The sequence below is a fragment of the Schaalia sp. ORNL0103 genome (genome assembly GCF_019429565.1).
GTDB lineage: Bacteria > Actinomycetota > Actinomycetes > Actinomycetales > Actinomycetaceae > Pauljensenia.
The window spans coordinates 708330-734878 of record NZ_JAHXSA010000001.1 but is presented as its reverse complement, the minus strand read 5'-3'; the positions used below and the strand labels follow the sequence as shown (position 1 = coordinate 734878).

General features: G+C 62.7%; 17 protein-coding genes and 3 rRNA genes. 3 read left to right on the top strand and 17 right to left on the bottom strand.

Features of this window, described 5'->3' with window-relative positions:
- Positions 1-52: 52 nt before the first annotated feature.
- From JJJ16_RS03270 to JJJ16_RS03245, 6 genes are all read right to left on the bottom strand, one after another.
- Positions 53-946, bottom strand: coding sequence for a copper transporter (locus JJJ16_RS03270; RefSeq protein ID WP_219751361.1), 894 nt, complete (start codon positions 944-946; stop codon positions 53-55).
- Positions 943-2088 carry a putative cytokinetic ring protein SteA gene (gene steA, locus JJJ16_RS03265; RefSeq protein ID WP_219751360.1) on the bottom strand — a complete coding sequence of 382 codons (1146 nt, stop codon included), beginning with the start codon at positions 2086-2088 and terminating at the stop codon, positions 943-945. Before steA ends, JJJ16_RS03270 begins: the two co-directional genes overlap by 4 nt.
- Positions 2085-3761 (bottom strand): DNA repair protein RecN, encoded by a 1677-nt coding sequence (recN, locus tag JJJ16_RS03260; RefSeq protein WP_219751359.1) that lies wholly within the window; start codon positions 3759-3761, stop codon positions 2085-2087. The genes steA and recN overlap by 4 nt, the downstream gene beginning before the upstream one ends.
- On the bottom strand, positions 3758-4588 hold the full coding sequence (locus JJJ16_RS03255; RefSeq protein WP_219751358.1) for an NAD(+)/NADH kinase: 831 nt from the start codon (positions 4586-4588) through the stop codon (positions 3758-3760). The genes recN and JJJ16_RS03255 overlap by 4 nt, the downstream gene beginning before the upstream one ends.
- The gene (locus JJJ16_RS03250) at positions 4585-5412 is read right to left on the bottom strand and encodes a TlyA family RNA methyltransferase (RefSeq protein WP_219751357.1); all 828 of its coding nucleotides are present in this window, start codon (positions 5410-5412) and stop codon (positions 4585-4587) included. Before JJJ16_RS03250 ends, JJJ16_RS03255 begins: the two co-directional genes overlap by 4 nt.
- A 184-nt stretch (positions 5413-5596) precedes the next feature.
- The gene (locus tag JJJ16_RS03245; RefSeq protein WP_219751356.1) at positions 5597-7378 is read right to left on the bottom strand and encodes an HAD-IIA family hydrolase; all 1782 of its coding nucleotides are present in this window, start codon (positions 7376-7378) and stop codon (positions 5597-5599) included.
- On the opposite strand from JJJ16_RS03245, the gene JJJ16_RS03240 reads away from it, so the two are divergent.
- Positions 7331-8422: a hypothetical protein gene (locus JJJ16_RS03240; protein ID WP_219751355.1), complete on the top strand. Its 1092-nt coding sequence runs from the start codon at positions 7331-7333 to the stop codon at positions 8420-8422. The two genes, JJJ16_RS03245 and JJJ16_RS03240, sit on opposite strands and share 48 nt — an antisense overlap.
- An 89-nt stretch (positions 8423-8511) precedes the next feature.
- Here the strand turns inward: JJJ16_RS03240 and rrf are convergent.
- From rrf to pheS, 11 genes are all read right to left on the bottom strand, one after another.
- Positions 8512-8629: ribosomal RNA gene (rrf, locus tag JJJ16_RS03235) — 5S ribosomal RNA — on the bottom strand.
- A gap of 125 nt (positions 8630-8754) precedes the next feature.
- Positions 8755-11878: ribosomal RNA gene (locus tag JJJ16_RS03230) — 23S ribosomal RNA — on the bottom strand.
- Between the two features lie 320 nt (positions 11879-12198).
- Positions 12199-13737, bottom strand: a 16S ribosomal RNA gene (locus tag JJJ16_RS03225).
- Together the 16S, 23S and 5S rRNA genes form the textbook arrangement of a ribosomal RNA operon.
- Positions 13738-14095: 358 nt before the next feature.
- Positions 14096-15358 (bottom strand): tyrosine--tRNA ligase, encoded by a 1263-nt coding sequence (tyrS, locus tag JJJ16_RS03220; protein WP_219751354.1) that lies wholly within the window; start codon positions 15356-15358, stop codon positions 14096-14098.
- A gap of 70 nt (positions 15359-15428) precedes the next feature.
- Complete coding sequence (gene argH / locus JJJ16_RS03215) at positions 15429-16856, bottom strand: argininosuccinate lyase (RefSeq protein ID WP_219751353.1); 1428 nt, start codon at positions 16854-16856, stop codon at positions 15429-15431.
- A gap of 43 nt (positions 16857-16899) precedes the next feature.
- Complete coding sequence (locus JJJ16_RS03210; RefSeq protein WP_219751352.1) at positions 16900-18255, bottom strand: O-antigen ligase family protein; 1356 nt, start codon at positions 18253-18255, stop codon at positions 16900-16902.
- Between the two features lie 99 nt (positions 18256-18354).
- Positions 18355-19575, bottom strand: a complete 1221-nt coding sequence (locus tag JJJ16_RS03205) for an argininosuccinate synthase (RefSeq protein ID WP_034466491.1) — start codon at positions 19573-19575, stop codon at positions 18355-18357.
- A gap of 62 nt (positions 19576-19637) precedes the next feature.
- A complete protein-coding gene (gene argR / locus JJJ16_RS03200) occupies positions 19638-20159 on the bottom strand; it encodes an arginine repressor (protein ID WP_034466489.1) in 522 nt (173 codons plus the stop codon).
- Positions 20160-20232: 73 nt separating this feature from the next.
- Positions 20233-20721, bottom strand: coding sequence for a flavodoxin domain-containing protein (locus JJJ16_RS03195; RefSeq protein ID WP_219751351.1), 489 nt, complete (start codon positions 20719-20721; stop codon positions 20233-20235).
- A gap of 102 nt (positions 20722-20823) precedes the next feature.
- Positions 20824-23472 carry a phenylalanine--tRNA ligase subunit beta gene (gene pheT, locus JJJ16_RS03190; protein ID WP_225904974.1) on the bottom strand — a complete coding sequence of 883 codons (2649 nt, stop codon included), beginning with the start codon at positions 23470-23472 and terminating at the stop codon, positions 20824-20826.
- A gap of 1 nt (position 23473) precedes the next feature.
- The gene (gene pheS / locus JJJ16_RS03185) at positions 23474-24559 is read right to left on the bottom strand and encodes a phenylalanine--tRNA ligase subunit alpha (protein WP_219751349.1); all 1086 of its coding nucleotides are present in this window, start codon (positions 24557-24559) and stop codon (positions 23474-23476) included.
- 168 nt (positions 24560-24727) lie between these two features.
- Between pheS and panB the strand changes: the two genes are divergently transcribed.
- Positions 24728-25588, top strand: a complete 861-nt coding sequence (panB, locus tag JJJ16_RS03180; RefSeq protein WP_219751348.1) for a 3-methyl-2-oxobutanoate hydroxymethyltransferase — start codon at positions 24728-24730, stop codon at positions 25586-25588.
- Between the two features lie 28 nt (positions 25589-25616).
- Entirely contained in the window at positions 25617-26501 is an 885-nt protein-coding gene (map, locus tag JJJ16_RS03175) for a type I methionyl aminopeptidase (RefSeq protein ID WP_219751347.1), read from the top strand.
- Positions 26502-26549: the final 48 nt, after the last annotated feature.

Genomic DNA, 26549 nt, shown 5'->3' with positions numbered 1-26549 from the left:
GGCCCCGGCGGTCACTACGAACCACCGAGGCCTCGACAAAGAGCCGTGCTCGCTACTTGACGGAGGGAATCACCGACTGTGCGCCGGTACCCACGCCGAAAGCGCGGGCGCTTGTCGCGGGCGTCGACAACGCCAAAGCGGTATCAACAGCGGCGAGTGTCGTGCCAACCGAATCAACCGTCGTGACAACGGTACCGCTGGCGCGCACCTGAGAAATCATTGCGTCGCGCGTGGAAGCGTCGCCCACGAGGACGCCATTGGTCGAACCGAGCGCCTGACCGAGGCCGACCCATGCATCCGGGCTCGACGTCACCGCTGCGGGCGTCGCGTTGGAAGCGGCCGCGGCCTGTGCGCGCGGGCCAACCGCGACGATCGCCGTGGCACTTCCATTCGCGTCCTCGTCGACGGTCATGATCGGCGTGGATTCATCGGTGAGAATCTGACGCAGCAGGTCGGTCTCAGCTCCGGTCGTGGTCAACACCTGGACAATCGAATAGCCAACGACGCCATCAGCACTAGCGGTCTTGGCAGCACCCGACGGGAGGTGCGACGCAAGGGTCGTCGACAGCGTCGTGCGGTACTGGCTCATCGAGGTGGACTGCCAGTTGTCGGTAAGCGTCACTCGACCAACGACACTCGCTCCGGCATCGGTCAGTGTCGAACGAATCGCGGTCACGTCGTCGTCAGATGCGCCGGGCAGCACAACAAGAGCAACCTTGGTGGAGCTCAACGAACCGGCCAGTGTCGAGGAAGCGAGAGCCTTGAGGCCGGCAGCCTCGGCATCGGCTTGAGCGCTCAGCAGCGGATCCGCTGCCGAGGTGGTCGTCGACGAGCTGACGCCCGCCTGGATACGGCTCTGCAGCGGGCCGGCCCCCAGAACTACGCCAACGGCCAAAGCGATGAAAATCCCGATGATCGAGACGACGTGGTAGCGGAAGTTAATCATTGGGCTCCTCCTGCGGAGTGCAACAGCGAGACAAAGAATGAAGTGACGGGGTGCAGCAGGTCGTTGCCCCAGGGGGTCGACCACAGGGCGACGCCCATCAAGGCCAGCGCGACCACGGCCAGCAGAACGAGCGTCCAACCGCGCGGACGCGGGCGGAAGGTCGCTGCCACCGCCTGCGCACCGATAAGGTGTGAGCCAACCGCGAGGCGCGAGAAGAACGCGGGGGCGACCAGGGCTCGGCCGGCGTCAACAAGTTCCGCCTCACCGTAGGACACCCCGACGGTGACGACAGCGGGCGCCGTCGAATGCGCGGCAACAACGAGGGCCGCGTCGAGAGAGGTGCCAGCCATGGCAATGCGATCGTAAACGACGCCCATACGGTCGAGACGGTCTGCGCCGGGAGCGAGGCCGTCTCCTCCGACGCGGACGATAAAGGAGCGAGCCTTGCGAATCGCCTTCTCACTCATCAGTTCGGCATCACCGACGACGAGGTCGAGCGACAGTCGGGCCTTCAGTGCCACGTCGGCTCCACCGTCGACGGCGATCACAAACGGGCTGACCTCGGAGCGCCAACGGGCAAGCGCGCGCAACTCGGCCTTCGCGTCGGCAGCGTCCGTCACAAGGAGAATCGGCCGTTTCCCGAGGTCGGAGAGCTTGGGCACGTCGACTCCGCGCAGCACCGTCGCACCATCTTTTGCCAGGTAGTCCTCAATGGAGGCGTCGACACCGGCGAAAAGCGCAGACGAGTCGGCGACGTCGACGTCCAAGTCATCCGAGGACACGAAGGATCCGGTCGCAATGACAGAGCCGTCCACGAGGACCTTCGAGCCTGTGACCGTCACTTCTTGGCCTTCGCGCAAGGACATGATGTCCTGACCCAGGTCGTCGACGAGGACGATGCCGGCCTCGAGAATAAGGCGTGGCCCCAGGGCGGCTACGCGTCCCGTCAGAGACGGCTGCGCGTTCAGCACAGCGACGGGACCGGCAGCAACGAGCGCCGCAGCGCTGTCACGATCGAGGTCCGCAACGTTGATGACGGCGATCTCGCCGCGTTCTAGGCGCGTCGCCAGGTGCTTGGGGCGGTCGTCAATGCGAATCCGCCCGGAGCGCGCGCTCGATTCCTTTGAAAGTGTCTCACTCATCCCTGCGATTGTGACACGGCAGAGGCCAAGACTTGCGAAGCGTGGCGGCGCGCCGCAGCCGAGTGCGGATCCCCACCCATCATGCGGGTGAGTTCAGCTTCGCGGTTCGCACCGCTCACTTCGTGTACCTTCGTGGTCCCATCGTTCTTCTCGATGACGAGGTGCTGGTCGCCAAAAGCCGCAACTTGGGCCAGGTGCGTCACGACAATCACCTGCCGTGATTGTGCAAGCCGCTTGAGACGCGCGCCAACCTCGGTCGCGGTCTGCCCGCCAATACCGGCGTCAATCTCGTCGAAGATAAACGTCGACGACGCCTCGGTGCGCCCCAGCATCAGCTCCAGTGCGAGCATGACACGGGACAACTCACCGCCGGAGGCTCCCTGTCCGAGAGGGCGGGCGGGAGCATGAGGATGCGGCTGCAAGCGGAAGATGACGGTCTCACATCCATGAGAGGTCGGTTTCGTCGGCTCACAATCGATGTGCAGCGTCGCGTCGGGCATCGACAGGGCGTGAAGCTCCTCGTTCACGCCCTCCGCGAGCTGTCCCGCAAGACGCACACGCGCCTGCGTGACACGACGCCCGCACTCAAGCACACGCTCCTGGGCGGCCGCCAGTTCACGTTCGACAGCCGCCGGATCGGACCCGGGAGACGAAAGTTCCTCGACACGAGAGCGAGCCTCGTCAGCCCATGCGAGGAGGCCCTCGATGTCAGCCGCGCGCCCGCGCAGCACGTCTTTGATAGCCGCGCGTCTCGCGTGGATCTGCGCAAGCCTCTCCGGATCAGCGTCGAGGCGCGACAGGTACACCGAGACGTCATCAGCAAGTGCTTCCAACTCGAGCACCTGATTGCGCGCACGGCCCACAAACTCAGCCACGGCCTCGTCGAATCGAGCTGCGTCATCGAGCTGTGCGTAAGCGTGACGGGTCGCCTCGACAGCCCCTGTAAAGTCGCCCCGATCGTCACCCTTGAGATAGCCCAGAGCCACTCCCACCAGCGCACGCAGGTCCTCGACGTTCGTCAGGCGCGCTGCTTCGCGAACGAGGTCTTCTTCCTCACCGATCACAGGATCAAGCTCTTCGATCTGCTTGATGGCGGCTCGCAGATCCTCCAGCTCCTCGGCGCGCTCGCTCGCATCGCCACGCAGCGAATCCAGGCGATGCTTGACATCGACCGCGTGACGGAAAGCTGTACGGTACTCCTCGAGCAGAGCCGCGTGCTCATCACCGCCGAACTGATCGAGCGCTCTGCGCTGTGCGGCTTCCCCCGTCAAGCGGATCTGGTCGGCCTGCCCATGAATCGTCACCATCGACCCGACGATATCCGTCAAGACCGAGGCCGGCACGGGGCGCGATCCGAGGTGCGCTCGCGACCGGCCGGCGGCACGCACCGAACGGCCAACAATCAGCTCACCGCCCTCGATGAGGCCACCGGCCTCCTCAACGCGTGTTGCAACCTCGTCGTTCACCGAGAAAATGCCATCGACGGACAGACGATCAGCACCCGAGCGCACAAGCGCAGCATCCGCTCGGGCACCGAGCAGCAGCTGAAGACTCGACAGCACCATCGTCTTACCCGCACCGGTCTCACCGGTGACGACGATAAGGCCCTCGCCAAAGTCAACGTGGGCGGACTCGATGACACCGAGATGCGAAATATCGAGAGACTCGATCACCGAGGACCATCCCTCCACCCGCGCACGGGAAGATTGAACTTGCGGACGAGACGCGCAGAAAACGGGGTGTCGTCCACGCGTACAAGCTGAACGGGCGACGAACCGACGCGCGCACGCACCACAGCCCCAGCGGGGACTGTCATACGACGTAGGCCGTCGCACCACATCTCGGGAGCTGTCCACATGTCGTCGAGAACAACGATCTCCACGCACGCCGACGGACCGACGACGAGCGGGCGGGTGAAAAGGCCGTGAGCGGCCAGCGGGGCGACAACGATCGCCTCGGTATCGGGCCACACGACCGGGCCTCCCGCGGAGAACGAGTAGGCAGTTGATCCGGTGGGAGTCGACAAAATCATGCCGTCAGCGCCGTACGTCGACACTTCCTGGCCGTCGACGACGAGCGCAAAATGAACGGGATGTGCGACGTCGGTGTGCATGACGACAGCCTCGTTGAGCGCCCAGTCGTCGGCCTTCGATCCGTCAGGACGTTCCATCGTGACATCGAGGGTCATGCGTCGTTCGACCGAAAAGTCGCCATCGGCAATCTTGCGTGCGAGATCGCCCGTGCCCTTATCACCGAGTTCCGTCAGGAATCCCATGTGGCCGGCGTTGATACCGAGAAGGGGAACGTCCAAAGCGCGCGCACTCGACGCAGCGACCAAGAACGTGCCGTCGCCGCCGATCGAGAGGACCATATCGATATCGCCACCCGAAGCGTCGTCGACGACATCGATGCCGCGTTCCTTGAGTGCATCTGCGAGGCTTACGGCGCTCGTCACCGCGTTGGGCCTGTGACGGTGACGAACCATCAGGACACGAGTCATCGGGAACCTCCAGCGGGACCGGCCTCGACCGCACGCCGGATGTAGTCAGTGAGCTGCATGGGATCGATGGGATCCGGGTAGTCGCGCCGCATGTGCACGAAATACTCGACGTTACCGGATGGACCGGGCAGCGGTGACGCAGCGATCGCTGCGATATCCAAGCCAAGCTCGATGGCACACCGCGCAACCGTTTCGACCGTTTCCACGTGGTGCTCGGGATTGCGCACCACTCCCCCGTGGCCGAGGCGTTCCTTACCGATTTCGAACTGGGGCTTGACCATCAGGAGGAAATCGGCGTGGGGTGCGGCCGCGGCGACGAGAGCCGGAAGAACAAGCGTCAAAGAAATGAACGACATATCCCCCACGACCAGTTCGGGGGCGGGAGCAACGGAAGCCGGATCGAGGGTGCGCACGTTCGTCCGATCGTGCACCTCCACGCGCGGGTCGCTCTGCAGCTTCCACGCGAGCTGGCCGTACCCGACGTCGACGGCGATGACGGATGCAGCGCCGCGGCGCAGCAACACGTCGGTAAAACCACCCGTCGAAGCACCGGCGTCCAGAGCCCGACGCCCCTCGATCAGCGGCGCCTTGTCGCCGAGCGCATCGAGTGCTCCCGCAAGCTTGTGAGCACCACGCGATACGTATTCCGGATCGTCCGATTCCTCGACGAGGATCGCCTGAGCGGGATCCATTTGGCGAGCGGGCTTGAGCACGATCTGTCCATCAAGCTTGACGCGCCCGTCCTCGATCATCTGTGCGGCAGCGGCACGGGACTTGGCAAGGCCGCGGCGCACCAGCTCAGAGTCGATTCTGCGTAACTTCATGCGCCGCCCCCGTCGTTGCCTGAACCAGTTGGTTGCGCACCGGGGCGGACCGTGCCGCTCGGCGCGTCGGCAGACAGCGCCCGCCGCAGGTCGGCCTCGATCGCCCGGAGCGTCTCCACTTGAAGGGACGCACCGAGCTGATCGAAACCGACCAGGCGGGCCTCAGTCTGCTCGCTTAATGCCATCAGGCCTGCTCGTCCAGATCTGCCGTGCGCTCCAGGAGCTCCTCGAGCTCCTCCTCACCGGGCAGGAACGCGGGGGTTGAAGCACCCGGTTCGGGCAGCTTGTCGGCATCCGCGGCAACATCGTAGAAGTCGTCCTCGTCCGCGGCGGCAACAGGCTCGGGCTGGGAGACGATGCCAGCAGGATCCTCGTTGTCAACGACCGTGATCTCGGGGCAGCTGACCGGCGTGCCGGCGCCATCCGCGTACTCCCACGCCGCAGCGGCGAGAGCACGGTAGGAGTCGATGCTGATCGTGACAGGCTCGGTCAATTCGACATCGTCGAGCGTGAGCACTCCGGAGCGCGTCGCCTTGGCAACCTGGGAAACACCGCAAGTCCAGGTCCCATCGCGGTGGTGCTTGGGTGCCGGGTGTGCCTCCAGCAGACCGCGCATGTCGATCGCGAGGTAGGTGGGACGCTGCCCGCGCGGGGCGCGGATGACGTCGCGCGCCTGGTGCACACCCGTCAGGACATGCAGGGCAGGCACGCCGGCGGCGACAGCACCCATGATGTCGGTCTCGAGGCGGTCACCGACAGCAAGCGGGTTCTGCGCGCCCACGAGCTCGCCGGCACGGCGGTAGATACCCGGCTCGGGCTTGCCGCCAGCAATCGGACGCTTGCGCGTCGCGTGCTGAATGGCGCGGACCAGCGAGCCGTTGCCCAGTGCCTGGCCACGCTCGATAGGCAAGGTCGCATCAAGGTTCGAGGCGTAGAAGGCGGCCCCGCGCTCGATGGCGAAAGCGCCTTCGGACAGCAGCGCCCAGTCGACCTTCTTGTCGAGGCCCTGAACAACGGCAACAGGCTCCTCATCGGCACTGTCCACCAGAATGAAGCCACGCTCCTCGAGAGCGAGACGCAGGCCGGCGCCGCCGATGACGAAGACCTTCGAGCCCTCCTCGAGCTCTTCGGCCATGATCGCTGCGATGTCCATCGCGGAGGTCATGACCATGTCAGGCGTCGCCTGGAAGTCCATGGAGTTAAGCTTGTCGGTCACCTGCTGGGGGGTGCGCATCGCATTGTTGGTGACGAAGGCGGAAGCCATACCGGCCTCGCGCGCCTCGATCACCGACGCGGCCGCATATTCGATCGTCTCGTCCCCGGACCACGCCGTGCCGTCAAGGTCGAGCAGTGCGCAGTCGTATTCTTCAGCCAGAGCCGCGCCCGAGCCACGAAGCGGGGAACGCTTGCCATCCACGTCGGCATCGGCGTACAGGGCGATATCGACGATCTCCGTGTCCTCAACCTCGGCGGGCATCGAGGCAACGACCTCTGCGGCTTCGTCTTCACGACCAAGGTCGAGCAGTCGCTGCGCCTTCACCTCCATCAGGCGGCGGCGCAGTTCGTCGTCGGCTTCAGCCGGGAGTGCTGCGAGTGCATCGTCAACGATCACGAGGCCGACCTCAGCCTGGCCGAGATCCGCGCGAGCGCCGGAGGACACGAGCACGAGCTCCACCTGCTCGGAAAGGTCGAGGGTCGCGGGATCGGTGGCGTCGATGATTTCGACGGCCTTTTCCGGATGGCCGAGGCCGCGCTCAGCGTCGGCTTCCACGGCACGCAGCGAGGAATCGCCACGCATACGGCGCACGGCACGAACCTCGCGCAGCGCCTCCTCGTACCGACCGGAAGCGTAAGCGGTAAGCGCAGCTGCCTCACGCACAACGTCGACGCGTCCTGCGCGCGCAACGGCAGCCTGCGCATGCTGGTAGGCAGCCTCGGGATCAAGATCAATCAGCTGCCCGGCCATCACCAGGTGACGGGCAACAATGTCACGATTGGGCCCAGAGAGCGTGGTCAGAGCGCGCAGAGCATCGCGGTCGAGCTCCTCTGCGCTGACGCCGGCGGGAATCGTCGGCTCGTTGCCGTTGGGCGAGACGTACTCATCCGTCGAGGAGTAGCTCTTGTAACCGCCATCGTTGCGCTGCGCGCCGCCGCGTCCGCGGTCCTGGAAGCCGCCGCGGCGGTCGTCGCGACGCTGGTAGCCACCGCGGTCCCCACGACGGTCATCACGCGAACCAAAGTCACGACGATCATTGCCGCGCCGGTGGAAACCGCCACGATCACCATCACGACGGTCATCGCGGAAACCACCGCGACGGTCATCCCGGCGATGGAAACCGCCACGATCACCTTCACGGCGATCATCACGACGGAAGCCACCACGCTCGCCGCGGTCGTCAAAATTGCCGCGGCGGTCGTCACGACGCTGGAAACCACCGCGATCACCATCACGACGGTCGTCACGGAAGCCACCGCGACGGTCATTCCGGCGATGGAAACCGCCACGATCACCTTCACGGCGATCATCACGACGGAAGCCACCACGCTCGCCGCGGTCGTCAAAATTGCCGCGGCGGTCGTCACGACGCTGGAAACCACCGCGATCACCATCACGACGGTCGTCACGGAAGCCACCGCGGCGATCATCACGACGGAAGCCACCACGGTCCCCACGGTCCTCGAAATTGTCGCGGCCGTCGTCACGACGCTGGAAACCACCGTGATCACCACGACGATCATCACGCGAACCAAAGTCACGACGATCGTTGTCACGACGCTGGAAATCACGATCACCGTCACGGCGATCATCACGACGGAAGCGACCACGCTCACCGCGGTCGGAACGTTCGCCATCGCGATCGCGCCACTGCGGCTGGCGCTTCTGGTATCCACCACGGCCGAATTCGCCGCGTCCTCGAGTCTCTTCTGCCATGGTGTCTATCCTCTATTCCTGCGCCAAGGGCGCGCTCTTGTTCGTGGTGCGCATCGTGCGCGTTCAACCACCCAATAGTAGACGACGGGCGGCTTATCAGCGGCATGGGGCCGCAAAAACGAGAGGGACGGCACGCTATCGCGGTCCGTCCCTCTCGATCAAGTGTGTTGTGGCGGTGTCCTACTCTCCCACAACCTGGCGGTTGCAGTACCATTGGCGCTGCCGGGCTTAGCTTCCAGGTTCGGAATGGAGGCTGGGCGTTTCCCCGGTGCTATGACCACCACAAGTCTTGGTGTTCAACACTGTTCCCCCGCCGTGGTTTGGTGGGGTGTGGGTTGATCGTGGTTTGTATAGTGGTTGCGGCTGTTTTGCTGGTGTCTTTTTGTTCACCCGGACCTGTTGGTTGGGTGGTTGTTTAGTGTTGGCCCATTAGTACCAGTCGGCTCACGAGCACATTGCTGTGCTTCCACCTCTGGCCTATCAACCCGCTAGTCTGGCGGGGGCCTCTCACCCCACGAGGGGGCGTGGAAATCTCATCTTGAAGCAGGCTTCCCGCTTAGATGCTTTCAGCGGTTATCCCTTCCGAACGTAGCCAACCAGCCATGCACCTGGCGGTACAACTGGCACACCAGAGGTTCGTCCATCCCGGTCCTCTCGTACTAGGGACGGCCCTTCTCAAATTTCCTGCGCGCACAGAGGATAGGGACCGAACTGTCTCACGACGTTCTGAACCCAGCTCGCGTACCGCTTTAATGGGCGAACAGCCCAACCCTTGGGACCAACTCCAGCCCCAGGATGCGACGAGCCGACATCGAGGTGCCAAACCATGCCGTCGATATGGACTCTTGGGCAAGATCAGCCTGTTATCCCCGGGGTACCTTTTATCCGTTGAGCGACCACGCACCCACGTGCCATGGCCGGATCACTAGTTCCTGCTTTCGCACCTGCTCGACCCGTCGGTCTCACAGTCAAGCTCCCTTGTACACTTGCACTCGCCACCTGATTACCAACCAGGCTGAGGGAACCTTTGAGCGCCTCCGTTACATTTTAGGAGGCAACCGCCCCAGTTAAACTACCCACCAGGCACTGTCCCCAACCCGGATGACGGGCCAAGGTTGAGGTGACCGCTTGAACCAGAATGGTATTTCAACGACGACTCCACCACCGCTGGCGCGGCAGCTTCACAGTCTCCCACCTATCCTACACAAGTCCAAGCGAACACCAATACCAAGCTATAGTAAAGGTCCCGGGGTCTTTCCGTCCTTCTGCGCGAAACGAGCATCTTTACTCGTACTGCAATTTCACCGAGTTCGCGGTTGAGACAGCGGAGAAGTCGTTACGCCATTCGTGCAGGTCGGAACTTACCCGACAAGGAATTTCGCTACCTTAGGATGGTTATAGTTACCACCGCCGTTTACTGGGGCTTAAATTCACCGCTTCACACCCCAAAGGAGTGTTGACGGTTCCTCTTAACCTTCCAGCACCGGGCAGGCGTCAGTGCGTATACATCGCCTTACGGCTTCGCACGCACCTGTGTTTTTGATAAACAGTCGCTTCTCCCTATTCTCTGCGACCCCACAACCCCACCCACACGCACGGCGCGGGGAAGTCACGGGGTCCTCCTTATCCCGAAGTTACGGAGGAATTTTGCCGAGTTCCTTAACCACGATTCACTCGAACGCCTCGGTATACTCTACCTGACCACCTGAGTCGGTTTAGGGTACGGGCGCGTCATGCCCTCACGTCGAGGCTTTTCTCGGCAGCTTAGGATCACCACAAGTCCACACACGCGTGTGTCCCTCATCAGTTCTCACCCATCTGTCCCCCGGATTTGCCTGGGAGGCGGGCCACAACCTTAAATACGCACAACCATCGGCGCACTGCAGCTACCTGTCTGCGTCACCCCTGTTAACACGCTTGCCTACAATCACCGGGGCCCCAAGACCCACACACACCACGCAACCCGAAGGTCATGTGGGGGCGTGAGCAAATTGGTTAGCACAATGACTTCAGCATGGGCGGTCATAACGCGGTACCAGAATATCAACTGGTTGTCCATCGACTACGCCTGTCGGCCTCGCCTTAGGACCCGACTAACCCAGGGCGGATAAACCTAGCCCTGGAACCCTTAGTCAATCGGCGCTGCGGATTCTCACCGCAGATTCGTTACTCATGCCTGCATTCTCACTCCCACACAATCCACCAGAAGTTCCCTCCAGGCTTCACCTCGTGCAGGACGCTCCCCTACCCAACAACACACCAGCACTCCAGTTCCTGGCGCCAGCTACTTGTGTTGTTGCCACAGCTTCGGCGGTACGCTTGAGCCCCGCTACATTGTCGGCGCAGAACCACTTGACCAGTGAGCTATTACGCACTCTTTCAAGGATGGCTGCTTCTAAGCCAACCTCCTGGTTGTCACCGCGACTCCACATCCTTTCCCACTTAGCGTACGCTTAGGGGCCTTAGCTGATGATCTGGGCTGTTTCCCTCTCGACTACGAAGCTTATCCCCCGCAGTCTCACTGCCGCGCTACACCTAATGGCATTCGGAGTTTGGCTGACGTCAGTAACCCATAGGGCCCATCGGCCATCCAGTAGCTCTACCTCCACCAGGGACCACGCGACGCTGCACCTAAATGCATTTCGGGGAGAACCAGCTATCACGGAGTTTGATTGGCCTTTCACCCCTACCCACAGTTCATCCCCCAGGTTTTCAACCCTGGTGGGTTCGGTCCTCCACACAGTCTTACCTCTGCTTCAACCTGACCATGGGTAGATCACCCCGCTTCGGGTCTAGAACACGCGACCAACGCCATATTTCAGACTCGCTTTCGCTACGCATACCCCACACGGGTTAAGCACGCCACGTATCACTAACTCGCAGGCTCATTCTTCAAAAGGCACGCCATCACCCCTCAAGGCTCTGACGGCTTACAGGCACACGGTTTCAGGTACTATTTCACTCCCCTCCCGGGGTACTTTTCACCATTCCCTCACGGTACTATGCACTATCGGTCATCAAGTAGTATTTAGGCTTACCAAGTGGTCTTGGCAGATTCACACGAGATTTCACGAGTCCCGCGCTACTCGGGTACCACACCCACACCACACGCCACCGGTCCGTTTACACGACTATCACGCTCTACGGTCAGACTTCCCAGACTGTTCAACTCCCAACAACAAGTGATGCGATCCCCCGGCAGAAGGATCCAATATGGCCCCACAACACCAAACACGCAACGGCCGCCGCCTCTCACACGCATCTGGTTTAGCCTCCTCCGCTTTCGCTCGCCACTACTCACGGAATATCTTTTCCTGCGGGTACTGAGATGTTTCACTTCCCCGCGTTCCCCCCACCACCCTATACACGTTCAGATGATGGTAACCCAGCACAACCCAGGTTAGGTTCCCCCATTCGGACACCCTCGGATAATAACGCTCGCTCGCCAGCTCCCCGAGGCATATCGCAGGCCGCAACGTCCTTCATCAGCTCTTGATGCCAAGGCATCCACCGAATGCCCAATAAAACTAAACAAAACACAAAAAACAGTACAGAACAAATATGCTCGCAACCACTATACAAATCACAAACAACCCACCACACACACCCACACCCAAGAAACCCCCAGGCTGGCTGCGCAGGCAACCACCACCAACAGGCAGCGGACGCTCACACGGTGTTGAACGTGAACCCGACAGTGTGTCTGCTCGCTACAACATTTTTATGCCCAACCCAAAACACGCACCCACACCCACCACCCACATCAGGTGGCGTACATGCGCAGGCACAAGAAAACAACACAACACAACCCAAACAGCCATGCTGCCTTGTTCCCCACAAACTGGGCTCCCTAGAAAGGAGGTGATCCAGCCGCACCTTCCGGTACGGCTACCTTGTTACGACTTCGTCCCAATCGCCAATCCCACCTTCGACCACTCCCCCCGCAAAAACGGTTAGGCCATGGGCTTCGGGTGTTACCAACTTTCGTGACGTGACGGGCGGTGTGTACAAGGCCCGAGAACGTATTCACCGCAGCGTTGCTGATCTGCGATTACTAGCGACTCCACCTTCATGGGGTCGAGTTGCAGACCCCAATCCGAACTGAGACTGGCTTTAAGGGATTCGCTCCACCTCACGATATCGCAACCCTCTGTACCAACCATTGTAGCATGCGTGAAGCCCAAGACATAAGGGGCATGATGATTTGACGTCATCCCCACCTTCCTCCGAGTTAACCCCGGCAGTCCCCCACGAGTCCCCACCATCACGTGCTGGCAACATAGGGCAAGGGTTGCGCTCGTTGCGGGACTTAACCCAACATCTCACGACACGAGCTGACGACAACCATGCACCACCTGCACACGACCAACTAAATGCCACCACATCTCTGCAGTGTCGCCGTGCATGTCAAGCCTTGGTAAGGTTCTTCGCGTTGCATCGAATTAATCCGCATGCTCCGCCGCTTGTGCGGGCCCCCGTCAATTCCTTTGAGTTTTAGCCTTGCGGCCGTACTCCCCAGGCGGGGCACTTAAAGCGTTAGCTACGGCGCAGAAACCACGGGTGGCCCCCACACCTAGTGCCCAACGTTTACAGCGTGGACTACCAGGGTATCTAATCCTGTTCGCTCCCCACGCTTTCGCTCCTCAGCGTCAGTAACGGCCCAGAGACCCGCCTTCGCCACCGGTGTTCTTCCTGATATCTGCGCATTCCACCGCTACACCAGGAGTTCCAGTCTCCCCTACCGCACTCAAGTCAGCCCGTACCCACCGCACGCCCCCAGTTAAGCCAGAGGATTTCACGGCAGACGCGACCAACCGCCTACAAGCCCTTTACGCCCAATAATTCCGGACAACGCTCGCGCCCTACGTATTACCGCGGCTGCTGGCACGTAGTTAGCCGGCGCTTCTTTACCCACTACCCTCACCACAACCATTGTTGCGGCTTGACCATGAGCGAAAGAGGTTTACAACCCGAAGGCCGTCATCCCTCACGCGGCGTCGCTGCATCAGGCTTTCGCCCATTGTGCAATATTCCCCACTGCTGCCTCCCGTAGGAGTCTGGGCCGTATCTCAGTCCCAATGTGACCGGTCACCCTCTCAGGCCGGCTACCCGTCAAAGCCTTGGTAGGCCATCACCCCACCAACAAGCTGATAGGCCGCGAGCCCATCCCCCACCAGAAAAAACCTTTCCACCAACCCCCATGCGAAGGCCAGTGAATATCCAGTATTAGCACCCGTTTCCGGGCGTTATCCCAAAGAAGGGGGCAGGTTACTCACGTGTTACTCACCCGTTCGCCACTCATTCACCCAGCAAGCTGGGCTTCAGCGTTCGACTTGCATGTGTTAAGCACGCCGCCAGCGTTCGTCCTGAGCCAGGATCAAACTCTCCGAACAAAAACAAAAACGTTAAAGCCCAGAAAAACCAACCAACCAAACAAGGCCAGCCAGCAATCCCAACCAAAAACACTCAAAAACAAAAAACAGGCATAAAAAAACAAACAAACACACTATCGAGTTCACAAACAACACCCACACACCCCAGACAACCAAGCCACAAACCCAGCCACCAGAGCGGTGAACCACCACCACAAACTCACTCACAAGCTCGTAGCGACAGGTGAATAATCTACTCACCCCCACACCCAAAGTCAAACCAAAATACCGTGACCCCCACCACACACACCACAAACCCACCAAACACAACGAAAAGAGGGTGCCCGATTGTTATCGGACACCCTCTCTCCCAGGAAGGTCAGCTAAGCTCCAGCACCGCGAGGTTCTTACGGCCCTTACGAATGAGAGCCAGTCCACCGGCGAGAACGTCTTCTTCGCTCAGCACGGCCTCGGGATCCTCAACCTTGACGTTGTTGATGGAGGCACCGCCGGAGGAGATCGTACGGCGTGCCGCGGTCTTGCCCTTCTCAAAGCCGAGAGCAACGAGCGCATCGGCAACGGTCGACTCGCCGATGGTGAGGGACGCGCGCGGCAGATCTGCGGTCGCTGCGGCCAGGGTTGCCTCGTCGAGGTCACGGATGTCGCCTCCGCCCCACAGGGCGTCGGTCGCGGCGAGAACGCGCTGGAGCTGATCGGCGCCGTGTACGAGCTCGGTGACGGAAGCGGCCAGGGCCTTCTGCGCGGCTCGCTGGTGCGGACGCTCGGCGACCTCGACGGCCAACGCCTCGATCTCTTCACGCGACTTGAACGTGAAGATCTTCAGGAAGCGCACAACGTCGTCGTCCGCGACCTGGAGCCAGAACTGGTAGAAGGCGTAGGGGGTCATCATCTCGGGGTCGAGCCAGATAGCACCACCCTCAGACTTGCCGAACTTGGTTCCGTCGGCCTTGGTGATAATCGGTGTGGTCATCACGTGGGTATCGATGCCCTCGACCTTACGGATCAGATCGACGCCGCCCACCATGTTGCCCCACTGGTCGTTGCCGCCGGTTTCGAGCGTGCAGCCGTTACGGCGGTAGAGCTCGAGGAAGTCGTTGGCCTGCAGGACCTGGTAGGAGAACTCGGTGTAGGAGATGCCCTCGTCCGAGGCAATACGGCGGGCAACGATGTCCTTGTTGAGCATGGTGCCCACGCGGAAGTACTTGCCGATCGTGCGCAGCAGGTCGATCGCGCTCATCTCCTGCGTCCAGTCCAGGTTGTTCACCATCGTGGCCGCAGCGGGTCCCTCGAAGTCGAGGAACTTCGAGATCTGAGAATGCAGGCGATCCGCCCAACCCTTCACGACCTCGGTCGACTGAAGCTGACGCTCGCCACTCTGACGCGGGTCGCCGATCTGCCCGGTCGCGCCGCCCACGAGAGCGAGCGGACGGTGACCGGCGAGCTGCAGGTGACGCATGACGATCAGCTGAACCAGGTGTCCATGGTGCAGAGACGGCGCGGTCGGATCATAACCGCAATAGAAGGTGACAGGTCCGGCATTCAGGTGCTCGCGGAGCGCCTCGAGGTCGGTGTGCTGCGCAAGCAGCCCACGCCACTGCAGTTCGTCCAGAATGTCTGTCACGAAAGTTGTCCTTCCTTGCGGATTCGACGGGTCAGTACAGTCTTAGTGTATCGGCTTGCGGGTACCGTCGTTAGCGCAGCGCCGTGGCCGCCCACTCGCGCGCGTCGGCGAGGCCCGCTTCGGCCTCGGCGATCTGCTCGTGCACACGCTCAGGGGCAGTGCCACCACGCCCACGGCGAGCACCGACTGAGCCTTCGACGGTCAGCACCGAACGGACCTCAGGGGTCAGGGCCGACGAGGCCTGGGCGAGCTCCTCATCGGTCAGGTCAGCGAGCTCTACTCCCCTGGCCTCGGCCAGCCGCACGCACGCACCCGAGATCTCGTGCGCATCGCGGAACGGAACGCCCTGCTTGACGAGCCACTCGGCAATATCGGTGGCGAGCGAGAAACCCTGAGGGGCCAACTCCTGAAGACGATCGAGATGGATCGTCATCGTGTCGATCATGCCGGCGACGGCCGGACAGAGGACATCGAGGGTGTCGATCTGGTCGAACACCGGCTCCTTGTCCTCCTGAAGATCACGGTCATAGGCGAGCGGAATGCCCTTGATCACCGCGAGCAGACCGGTCAGGTCACCGATCAGACGGCCGGCCTTGCCGCGGGCCAGCTCCGCAACGTCGGGGTTCTTCTTCTGAGGCATGATCGACGAACCCGTGGAGTAGGAGTCGTCGAGCGTCACGTAGCCGAACTCCTTCGTATTCCAGATGACGATCTCTTCAGATAGGCGCGAAATGTCAATGCCGATCTGTGCGCACACGAAAGCGAACTCAGCAACCACATCACGAGCAGCCGTGCCGTCGATCGAGTTTTCAACGGAGTCTGAGAAGCCGAGCGCAGCCGCGATGCGACGCGGATCCATGCCCAGCGTATTGCCGGCGAGAGCGCCCGAACCGTACGGAGAGATAGCCGCGCGCTTGTCCCAATCACGCAGGCGTGCGACGTCGCGCAGCAGCGGCCACACGTGTGCCAACAGGTGGTGCGCAACGAGAACGGGCTGCGCGTGCTGCATGTGCGTACGCCCCGGCATCACAGCATCGCCGGCGCGCACGGCCTGCCCGACGAGAGCCTGGGCGATATCGAGAACGCGCCCGGCCAGATGACGGGCCTCCTCGCGCAGGTACACACGAATGAGCGTGGCAATCTGATCGTTGCGGGAGCGTCCAGCACGGAGCTTGCCGCCCAGCGTCGCTCCGGCTCGCTCGATGAGGCCACGCTCAAGCGCGGTGTGAACGTCTTCGTCGTCGGGCGCGGGCACAAACGCGCCCGACGCAACATCGGCGTCCAGGCGGGCCAACGCATCATGCATGTCGGCGCACTCCAGGTCGCTCAGCAGTCCGACGCGATGCAGCTCATCAGCGTGCGCATGCGAGCCCGCAATGTCCACGTGCGCCAGGCGGAAGTCGAAGTGCGTCGAAACGCTCAGTGCAGCCAGCGCCTGAGAAGGCCCTCCAGAGAAACGGCCACCCCACAGCGAGACGTGCGTTTCGGACTTCGACATGAGTTTCCTCCTGGGTCGGTGACGACGATGACGTTCGTATGTCTTAAGAATATTCGAGATGTTGGCGAGCCGCCGACGGCCAGACCACGGGAACCTCGCCTCGCACCTTCACCCACGTCGCAATCATGACGAAGAGCATCCAGTTGCCCTCGAAGAGCAGGCGCGACTCAGTAAACGACTGAATGAACATCGCGATGATGATGACCGCAGGAATGACGTCCCACAGGTTGTCGTCGATGTGGGCAACCGCGACTTTCACGACGCGGTAGAGCGTCCAAACGATGGCGACGGCGATCATGGCTGCGCCCACAAAGCCGGTCGTGAGCGCTGCCTCGACGTACACGTTGTGCGCTTGGTTAGTCGGCGTCCCATCTGGCCGGATGACGAGAGAGGCGAAAGGTTCCATCTCCGTGGGCCAACCAATGAACCAGCCCCACCCGCCGATCGGACGCTGCCAGACGAGCGGCGCCACCGCATGCCAGATGACGGAACGCCCGCTCATGTCGGGGCTGCGACCGAAAGCATCGGCGATCATGTGGCGGCAGAAGAACGCTGCGATCGCGGTAAGAACGCCGATGCCTGCGAACATGCCGACGACGCGTAGACGCAGGTGCACCGGAACGCGGCGCTGGACGACCAGGCCAGCGATGACAACCAGGCAGCCGACCGTCGACAGAGCAACCGTCGCGGACTGGGTCAACAACATAACGACGCCACATGCCGCCAGCCAGAGCACCGTCGACAGGCGCGCCGCACGTGTCTGCATATATCGGAGAATCAGGCACACGGCCAGCAAGAGCGCGACAAAAGCAAGAGGATTTCTGTTGCCCGGGAAGCCCTGAATCGGACCTCCTTGAAGCAGGTGTCCATCCACCCAGTAGTAAGAGGCAGGAAGCAGGCCTCTCCCCCACATGATGGGAGGGGCGAGCGGGCCGTGACCAAAGAACGCAACGAGGGCTTCAAGCACGAACGACGAGCCGATGATCCACTGGAAAGCAAGGATGAGCGCGCCCACGAGCTCCGTCAGCGGGAGCGCGACTGCCACGGCTATCGACACCAACGTCAGGGCTACCGACAAGACGGCGTACTGCGCGCTCGCAACGGGAGAAACGGACCACGCGCACGACAGGGCGCACCAGGCAACGAAGAGGCATGTCGTGGTTGGAAAGCGACGCAGCGACAGCGAGCGCCCGGAGGTACGGAAGAGCACCACGAACGACACAAGCAGGATCAGCATCGGAACAAGCGAGCCAATGTCCCCAAAGATGCCACGAACGCCTTTGCCAGCAAAGCCGACAAAGAACATCGCAGCAACCGTGTAGCGCATCATGCGCGTGCGCAGGGCATCATCACGATCGCTCCCCACGGCATCGCTCACAGCGCTCGCCTCATACGTCATACACGAAACAGTAAGCGAGGCGGGAGCGGCCTTCTCGCCACTCCCGCCTCTTGAAACCCAACTGAGACATTCTCTGTGAGAACGCCCTCAACCAAGCGTTCAGTAACCCATGTTCACGCCGAAACGCACATCGCGGGCCGCTGCGAGCTTCGACTGCAGGCCGTAGATGTCGATAAAGCCGCGCGACGAGGACTGATCGAAGGTATCGCCGGTCTCGTAGGTCGCAAGGTTGAAGTCGTACAACGAGGACTCCGAGCGGCGACCGTTCACGGTCGCACGTCCACCGTGCAGCACCATGCGGATATCGCCGGAGACGTACTGCTGGGTATGTTCGATGAACGCATCCATCGACTTCTTGAGCGGCGAGTACCACTGCGCCTCGTACACGAGTTCTCCCCAGGTCTGCTCCAGCTGGCGCTTGTAGCGGCGCTGCATGCGTTCCAGCGTCACCGACTCGAGAGCCTGGTGTGCCTCGATGAGCGCGACGGCGCCGGGGGCCTCGTAGATTTCACGGGACTTGATGCCAACGAGACGATCCTCAACCATGTCGATCCGGCCGATACCCTGGGCACCCGCACGGCGGTTCATTTCCTGAATGGCCTCGAGCGGCGTCACAGGACGGCCGTCGATGGCGACGGGAATGCCCTTATCGAAGGTGATGACGACCTCGTCAGGCAGCGGCGGGTAGGTCGGATCGTCGGTGTAGTTGTAGACGTCCTTGGTCGGAGCATTCCAGAGGTCTTCAAGGAAGCCGGTCTCAATGGCGCGGCCCCACACGTTCTGGTCGATCGAGAAGGGATTGTGCTTCGTGGTCTCAATCGGCAGGTTGTGCTTTTCGGCGTAGTCGATGGCGACGTCACGCGTCAGCGCCAGATCGCGGACCGGGGAAATGCAGTCCATGTCGGGCGCCATCGAGGTAATCGAGACCTCGAAACGGACCTGATCGTTGCCCTTGCCCGTGCAGCCGTGGGCGACGGTCGTCGCGCCAAACTCGCGAGCCGCCTTCACCAGGTGCTTGGTGATGACGGGACGCGACAGTGCCGACACGAGGGGGTACTTGCCTTCGTACAGAGCGTTGGCCTTGAGCGCGGGCATGCAGTACTCTTCTGCGAACTCGTCGCGGGCGTCTGCCACGTACGCTTCCACGGCGCCACAGTCGAGGGCGCGCTGGCGAATGACCTCAAGGTCTTCTCCGCCCTGGCCGACGTCAACGGCAACGGCGACGACCTCGCGGCCAGTCTGCTCGCCGATCCATCCGATGGCGACAGAGGTGTCCAGGCCGCCTGAATACGCCAGGACGACGCGATCTTTGCTCGACATGTGGGTTCCTTCCAATTGTTGGGTTCGTAGTGCCCGGGGCGTCAGTAAGAACGAGGCCGGGGCTAGTTTTCGGGGAGCGCGCCAGGTTCGGCTAGGGCCAGCAACGAGCGTTCGACGTCGGCCGCGCCTTCTTCGCTGCGGCAGATCACGAGGATTGTGTCGTCGCCAGCGATTGTTCCTGCGATCTCGTCGCGCCTCACTGCGTCGATCGACGACGCAAGCAGGTTGGCTGCACCCACCTGGGTACGCAGGACGAGCTGGTTTCCCACCTTCACGGAGGTGACAAGGAGCAGCTGGCACCAGCGCGCCAGACGGACGTTCGCGGCTTCAGCGTCGTGGGTAAGACCGCCGTCGTGGTCCGGCACCGTATAGATGAGCGCACCGGACGCGTCACGGATTTTCGTCGCACGCAGGTCCATCAGATCGCGAGAGAGGGTCGTCTGGGTGACGTCAATGCCCCGCTCGGCCAGGCGAGCGCGCAGTCCCTCCTGGCTACCGATCGACTCGGACGCCAGAAGATCACGAATCATCTCATGACGCGCACTCTTGGTGCTCGGAAATGCGGGTGTTGCACTCATATGCATGATTATACACACTCATGCATATAAATAAGCAAGCGGGCGAGGGATGTCCCTCACCCGCTTGCCATCAACGTTCTCAGGCGCCCAGCTCTGCCGCGATACCGTCCGCCCATGCGTTGATTGCGTCCCAGTCACGGAAGTCGCCCTCAACGACACCGGCGAGGCGCGCAACCGAGCGCTCGCGCAGCGACAGGAGAGCAGGCTTGTAACGGCCCGGGAAGGTACGCAGCTCACGGCAGTTCACGTGGGTGAGGAGCGGACCGACACGATTGCCATCCTGCTCCGAGTGCTTCGGCACACCATTCATGCCGACCGAGAAAGCCCACACCGGCTTGTCACGCAGATCATCCTTGAAGCGTTCCATGAAGTCGTGAGCCTCAGGCATCCACTGAAGAATGTAGACGGCAGAGCCGACAACCACGGCGTCGTAGGCTTCAACCGTGGTCACGTCAGCAGGCGCGACACGATCGACGGTAAAACCCGCCGCTTCGAGACGCTTCGCGATGGCGTCGGCGACCTCATCTGTCGCCCCGTGCTTTGATGATGCAGTAACAAGGATGTGCATGTATCCATCGTAAAGCGAAGACCGGTCGAATCGATGGGCACAACGCCCCAAATGAGTGGGGTGCCACACCGCCGATTCGACCGGTCTGTCGCTTCGTGGACCTTATGCGCGCAACGACGCCCCCAGCACCTTGGCTGCCTTCGCGACGACCTGCTCGCGTACCTGCGAGGATTCCTTCGCAGTCAGCGTGTGGTCGGCCGCGCGCAGGCGCAGCGCAAAGGCGAGAGAGCGGTAGCCCTCGGGTACCTGATCGCCCTCATAGATGTCGAAAAGCGTCACGGACTCGGCAAGCTGGCCGGCCCCCTGGCGCACGATCTGCTCGACGCGCGACGCGGGGATATCGGAGGGCACGACGAGAGCAATGTCTTCCTTGGCCAGCGGGAACGTCGAGACACCCTTGACCTGGATGGGAGCCTCGCTCATCTGAGAGATCAGCGCATCCATGTCGATCTCGAATGCGCACGCACGGGCCGGCAGGCCGAAAGCGCGGCACGCAGCGGGCGACAGCTCGCCAGCAAGAGCGACATCGACGAGGTCACGGCCAGCGCGCACGAAGACGCGCGCGACGCGGCCGGGGTGGAACGGTGCAACCGCAGCGGGATCCGTCGCCGGAGCAGGCATCGGGGCACCCTTGTGCGCGGGCACCTCATCCACCCAGGCACGGGTCACTTCAACGCGAACGCCGAGACCCGACGCCACGCGACGCACATACTCGAGGGCGTCGGCCCAGTCGTAAGCGCGGGTGTTCGCCAGGACACCGGCCGGAACAGCCTGGCCGGTCAGGACACCGCCAATATGCCAGGGCTGCGCAGGAATACCAGCTTCAAGCGCCGCGATTACCTCGTCGGAGGGACGTTCCTCGGCGCTGGGCAGATCCGCCGGCACGGTACCCGCGGGACGGGCAACCTTGGCGACCTCGAAGATTGCGACGTCTGCGTTGGAGCGCGACACGTTACGGCCGGCGACGTCGAGAAGGGTATCGAGCACCGTAGTGCGCAGCCAGGGGGCGTCATCCGCCATCGGGTTGCGCAGGCGCAGGGCCTCGCGACGCGGATCGTCGGCGGGAATGCCCTGACGATCCCAGGTGTCGGACACAAACGGGTAGGACTCGACCTCGACCAATCCGCCATCGGCCAGCGCAGCAGCGGCCAGACGACGAGCCTTCTGCGCGGTCGTCAGGCCGTGGCCTGCCGGTGCGGTCGGCATGACCACGGGAATGTTGTCGTAGCCGTCAAGGCGCGCGACTTCCTCGACCAGGTCGGCTGGCAGCGTAAGATCGGGACGCCACGAGGGAGCCGTCACCGTGAACGCGCCATTATCGGGGCCTTCGACGACGCAGCCGACCGTGCGCAGCAGCTCGGCGATGTGCTCGGGGGTGTGGGCAACGCCGGTCAGGCGCTCAACCTCGCCGACGGGCAGCGAGATAACAACGGCCTCGCCGCGCTGATCCACGTCGGTGACGCCGGCATCGACGGTGCCTCCGCCGTATTCGAGGAGAAGCTCGACCGCACGCTGGGCAGCAACCGCGGGAAGCTGCGGGTCCGTGCCGCGCTCGAAACGCTTCGCGGCCTCCGAGTGCAGCTTGTGTCGGCGCGAGCTGCGGGCGACGGACACCGAATCGAAGTGTGCAGCCTCGAACAGCACGTCAGTCGTGCCTTCGCCAACCTCGGAGTAGGCACCACCCATGACACCGGCGATGCCGATAATGCGCGAACCCTCTCCCTCGGGCGAGTCGGTGATCAGCAGATCCTGCGGGTCGAGCTCGCGCTTTTCCTCGTCCAGGGTCACCAGCGTCTCGCCCGCGCGGGCACGGCGCACGACGATCGGGGCGGCCAAGTCGCCCAGGTCGTAGGCGTGCATCGGCTGACCGAGGTCAAGCATGACGTAGTTAGTAATGTCGACGGCCAAAGACAGCGATCGCATGCCCGCGGCCTCGAGACGCTCGACCATCCAGCGCGGAGTCGCAGCGTTGGGGTTCGTGCCGCGCACGACGCGAGCAACGAAACGGTCCACACCAACGCGGCCACGGATCGGCGCGTCGTCGGAGAACACGACCGGGAAACCGTCGGCGTTCGCAGCAGGCGGCTCAGCCGCGATCACGCCGGGCAGGCCGGGGTCGCGGAACGCGGCACCCGTCGAGTGTGAGTACTCGCGAGCAATGCCGCGCATCGAGAAGCAGTAGCCGCGGTCCGGGGTCACGTTGATCTCGAGGACCTCTTCACCCAAGCCAAGCCACGTCACGATGTCAGTTCCAACCGCAGGAATCTCGCGGTCAGGGAAGTACTTCGGCAGCACGATGATACCGTCGTGGTCCTCCCCCAGTCCGAGTTCGCGCGCGGAACAGATCATGCCGTCAGAGACATGACCGTAGGTCTTGCGCGCGGCGATCTGGAAGTCTCCGGGCAGAATTGCCCCGGGCAAAGACACGACGACCAGGTCGTCGACGTCGAAGTTGTGGGCGCCGCAGATAATGCCACGGCTCGGCAGCTCCGAGGGCTCCTTGCCGGTACCGGGAGCATCGTTGTGCTCGCCGACATCCACGCGGCAGTAGTTCACGATCTTGCCGTTCGATGCGGTCTCTTCCACGCGGGTCAGGACACGACCCACGACGAGCGGGCCGGTCACACGCGCGGGGTGAATCTCTTCTTCTTCCAGGCCGACCTTCACGAGGGCGGCGGCAAGTGCCTGCGCATCCGTCCCCTCGGGGACGTCAACGTGGTCGGACAGCCAGCTCAGCGGAACCATAGGCATGTCAGTTACCCCTTCCATTCACTCCGAACTGCTGGGAGAAGCGAACATCTCCCTCAACGATGTCATGCATGTCGGCGATGCCGTGACGCAGCATCAGCGTGCGCTCGATACCCATGCCGAACGCGAAGCCCGAGTAAACCTCGGGGTCGACGCCGTTAGCGCGCAGCACGTTCGGGTTGACCATGCCGCAGCCGCCCCATTCGATCCAGCCGGGGCCGCCCTTCTTCTGCGGGAACCACAGATCCATCTCGGCGCTGGGCTCCGTGAACGGGAAGTACGAGGGACGCAGACGGGTCTTCGCCTCAGGACCGAACATGGCCTTGGCGAAGTGGTCGAGGACGCCCTTCAGATGAGCCATTGTCAGGCCCTTATCGACGGCGAGGCCCTCCACCTGGTGGAACACCGGCGTGTGCGTCGCATCAAGAGCGTCGGAGCGGAACACCTTGCCCGGGCAAGCCACATAGAGAGGCACGCCACGCGACAGCATCGCGTGCGACTGGACCGGAGAGGTGTGCGTGCGCATCACCAGGTGAGCACCGTCCTCGGTCTCGGCGCCGACGCTACGGCCGTCGATGTAGAGCGTGTCCTGCATCTGGCGAGCGGGGTGATCGATGTCGAAGTTCAGCGAGTCGAAGTTGAACCACTCGTGCTCGATCTCCGGCCCCTCGGCGATATCCCAGCCCATCGCCACGAAGAAGTCCGCAACCTCTTCCATCAGGGTCTCAAGGGGATGACGTGCACCCGCCGGGCGACGCGTGGTCGGCAGCGTCACGTCGACGGACTCCTCGACCAGCATACGAGCCTCATGCTCAGCAGCGAGAACGGCTTTGCGCTCCTCGAGCGCTTCGGTCAACGCCTTGCGCGCCTGTCCGAGGTTCTTACCAGCGAGACCGCGCTGCGCGGGTTCCAGCGAGCCGATCGTGCGATTCGCGGCCACGAGCGGAGCCTGATCGCCAAGGATCGCGGCTCGGACGGCTTTCAGAGCGTCAAGTGAGTCCGCGGCTTCAATATCGGCGAGGCCGGCCTCGCGAACGGCGTTGACGGCTGCCTCGTCAAGAGGATCAAGGTCAGGGGCATTGCCAGCCATGTCCTGCTTCCTTCTTCTTTCCATCTGGGGTCATTACTGCGCGCATCACGCGCACCGCCCACCATCCTACCCGTTCGCCTATCCTCACAGCTCACCAGATCCACGCGCGCGCTACCCTGTAAGACGTGAATGCGCTCTCGCGCTCCATTAGCTCACCGAAGGATATCCGTGTCCCACATTACGCAACCGGAGGGCGTGGCCCCGGCCTCGTCGCAGACGCCAACCCTGTTTTCCGCTCAGCGCGTGCGCATCCAGCACATCGCGCGTGCCAAGGCCGAGGGCATTCCTCTCACGATGCTCACCGCCTACGACGCTCTCACCGCACCCATTCTCGAGGCCGCGGGCGTGGACATGCTGCTCGTCGGCGATTCGCTCGGCAACGTGATTCTTGGCCACAGCTCGACGCTGCCCGTCACTCTGGAGGACATGGAGCGCGCCACCGCCGCCGTTGCTCGTTCGACTTCGCGCGCCATGATCGTGGCGGATCTGCCTTTTGGCACGTACGAGGACACGCTTGAGCATGCTTTTGCCTCCGCTACTCGCCTGATGAAGGCCGGGGCACACGCAGTGAAACTCGAGGGTGGTGAGAGCCGCGCCCATATCATTGCGGGCCTCGTCTCGGCTGGCATCCCCGTGTGCGCACACCTGGGCTACACACCCCAGTCCGAAAACACCCTGGGTGGCCCCCGCATGCAAGGGCGTGGAGCCGGCGCCGATACGCTTCGCCGAGACGCCGAGGCCGTCGAGAAAGCCGGCGCCTTCGCCGTCGTCTTCGAGATGGTACCCGCATCGATTGCCACCGAACTGACCCAGAGCCTGAGCATCCCGACCATCGGTATCGGTGCAGGTCCGAACACAGACGGCCAGGTGCTCGTCTGGTCCGATATGGCCGGCTACTCCGAGTGGACGCCGTCGTTCGTTCGCAAGTTCGGCCAGCTCGGAGCAGCCCTGCGCGAGGCTGCATCGGAGTACGTGGAGGCTGTGCGCGAGCGTTCCTTCCCCGGACCCGACAACTACAAGAACGACTGACGCTACCCGATCGCAGGAGGAACACCCCATGGAAGCATCCGCACTCGCTCGCCGCGCCCCTCTGGGCACTTTGAAGCCGGGACGCGTCTCACCAATGCGCGCCGTGCCCGAGCACATCGAGCGCCCTGAATACATGTTCCACGACGGCCCCGAGCGCGTCACCGCCTCGGAGATCAAGAGCCCCGAGACCATCGCGAAGATCCGCGAGGCCGGTCGTATCGCCGCTGGGGCCATCGAGGCCGTCGGCGCGGCGATCGCACCTGGCGTCACCACCGAGGAACTCGACCGCATCGGCCACGAGTTCCTCATCGCGCACGACGCCTACCCTTCGTGCCTGGGCTACATGGGCTTCCCCAAGTCCATCTGCACCTCCATCAATGAGGTCATCTGCCACGGCATTCCGGACGACCGTCCGCTCGAAGATGGCGACATCATCAACATCGACATCACCGCCTACAAGGACGGCGTGCACGGCGACACGTGCGCAATGTTCGAGGTGGGCACTGTCGACGAGGAGTCGCACCTGCTCATCGAGCGCACGAAAAACGCGATGATGCGCGGCATCAAGGCCGTCGGCCCAGGCCGCGAAATCAACGTGATCGGTCGCGTCATCGAGGCCTACGCGAAGCGCTTCGACTACGGCGTGGTGCGCGACTACACCGGACACGGCGTCGGCGAGGCCTTCCACTCCGGCCTGATCATCCCCCACTACGACGCTGCCCCAGCCTACGACACGGTCATGGAACCCGGCATGGTGTTCACTATCGAGCCGATGCTGACCCTCGGCACGATCGAGTGGGAGCAGTGGGACGACGACTGGACGATCGTCACCGCCGATCGTTCCCGCACGGCCCAGTTCGAGCACACGATCGTCGTCACCGAGGACGGAGCTGAAATTCTCACCCTTCCGTGACACAAATTCTTCGAGGCCCGCCTTTGACTCTCACAGTCTGAGGCGGGC

What these genes read in the sequence shown, in the direction of transcription:
- JJJ16_RS03270 (WP_219751361.1), bottom strand. Translation starts at nt 946, where the DNA reads ATGATTAACTTCCGCTACCACGTCGTCTCGATCATCGGGATTTTCATC.
- steA (WP_219751360.1), bottom strand. Translation starts at nt 2,088, where the DNA reads ATGAGTGAGACACTTTCAAAGGAATCGAGCGCGCGCTCCGGGCGGATT.
- JJJ16_RS03255 (WP_219751358.1), bottom strand. Translation starts at nt 4,588, where the DNA reads ATGACTCGTGTCCTGATGGTTCGTCACCGTCACAGGCCCAACGCGGTG.
- JJJ16_RS03250 (WP_219751357.1), bottom strand. Translation starts at nt 5,412, where the DNA reads ATGAAGTTACGCAGAATCGACTCTGAGCTGGTGCGCCGCGGCCTTGCC.
- JJJ16_RS03240 (WP_219751355.1), top strand. Translation starts at nt 7,331, where the DNA reads ATGCTGGTAGGCAGCCTCGGGATCAAGATCAATCAGCTGCCCGGCCAT.
- JJJ16_RS03245 (WP_219751356.1), bottom strand. Translation starts at nt 7,378, where the DNA reads ATGGCCGGGCAGCTGATTGATCTTGATCCCGAGGCTGCCTACCAGCAT.
- argH (WP_219751353.1), bottom strand. Translation starts at nt 16,856, where the DNA reads ATGTCGAAGTCCGAAACGCACGTCTCGCTGTGGGGTGGCCGTTTCTCT.
- JJJ16_RS03210 (WP_219751352.1), bottom strand. Translation starts at nt 18,255, where the DNA reads ATGACGTATGAGGCGAGCGCTGTGAGCGATGCCGTGGGGAGCGATCGT.
- JJJ16_RS03205 (WP_034466491.1), bottom strand. Translation starts at nt 19,575, where the DNA reads ATGTCGAGCAAAGATCGCGTCGTCCTGGCGTATTCAGGCGGCCTGGAC.
- argR (WP_034466489.1), bottom strand. Translation starts at nt 20,159, where the DNA reads ATGCATATGAGTGCAACACCCGCATTTCCGAGCACCAAGAGTGCGCGT.
- JJJ16_RS03195 (WP_219751351.1), bottom strand. Translation starts at nt 20,721, where the DNA reads ATGCACATCCTTGTTACTGCATCATCAAAGCACGGGGCGACAGATGAG.
- pheT (WP_225904974.1), bottom strand. Translation starts at nt 23,472, where the DNA reads ATGCCTATGGTTCCGCTGAGCTGGCTGTCCGACCACGTTGACGTCCCC.
- pheS (WP_219751349.1), bottom strand. Translation starts at nt 24,559, where the DNA reads ATGGCTGGCAATGCCCCTGACCTTGATCCTCTTGACGAGGCAGCCGTC.
- map (WP_219751347.1), top strand. Translation starts at nt 25,617, where the DNA reads ATGGAAGCATCCGCACTCGCTCGCCGCGCCCCTCTGGGCACTTTGAAG.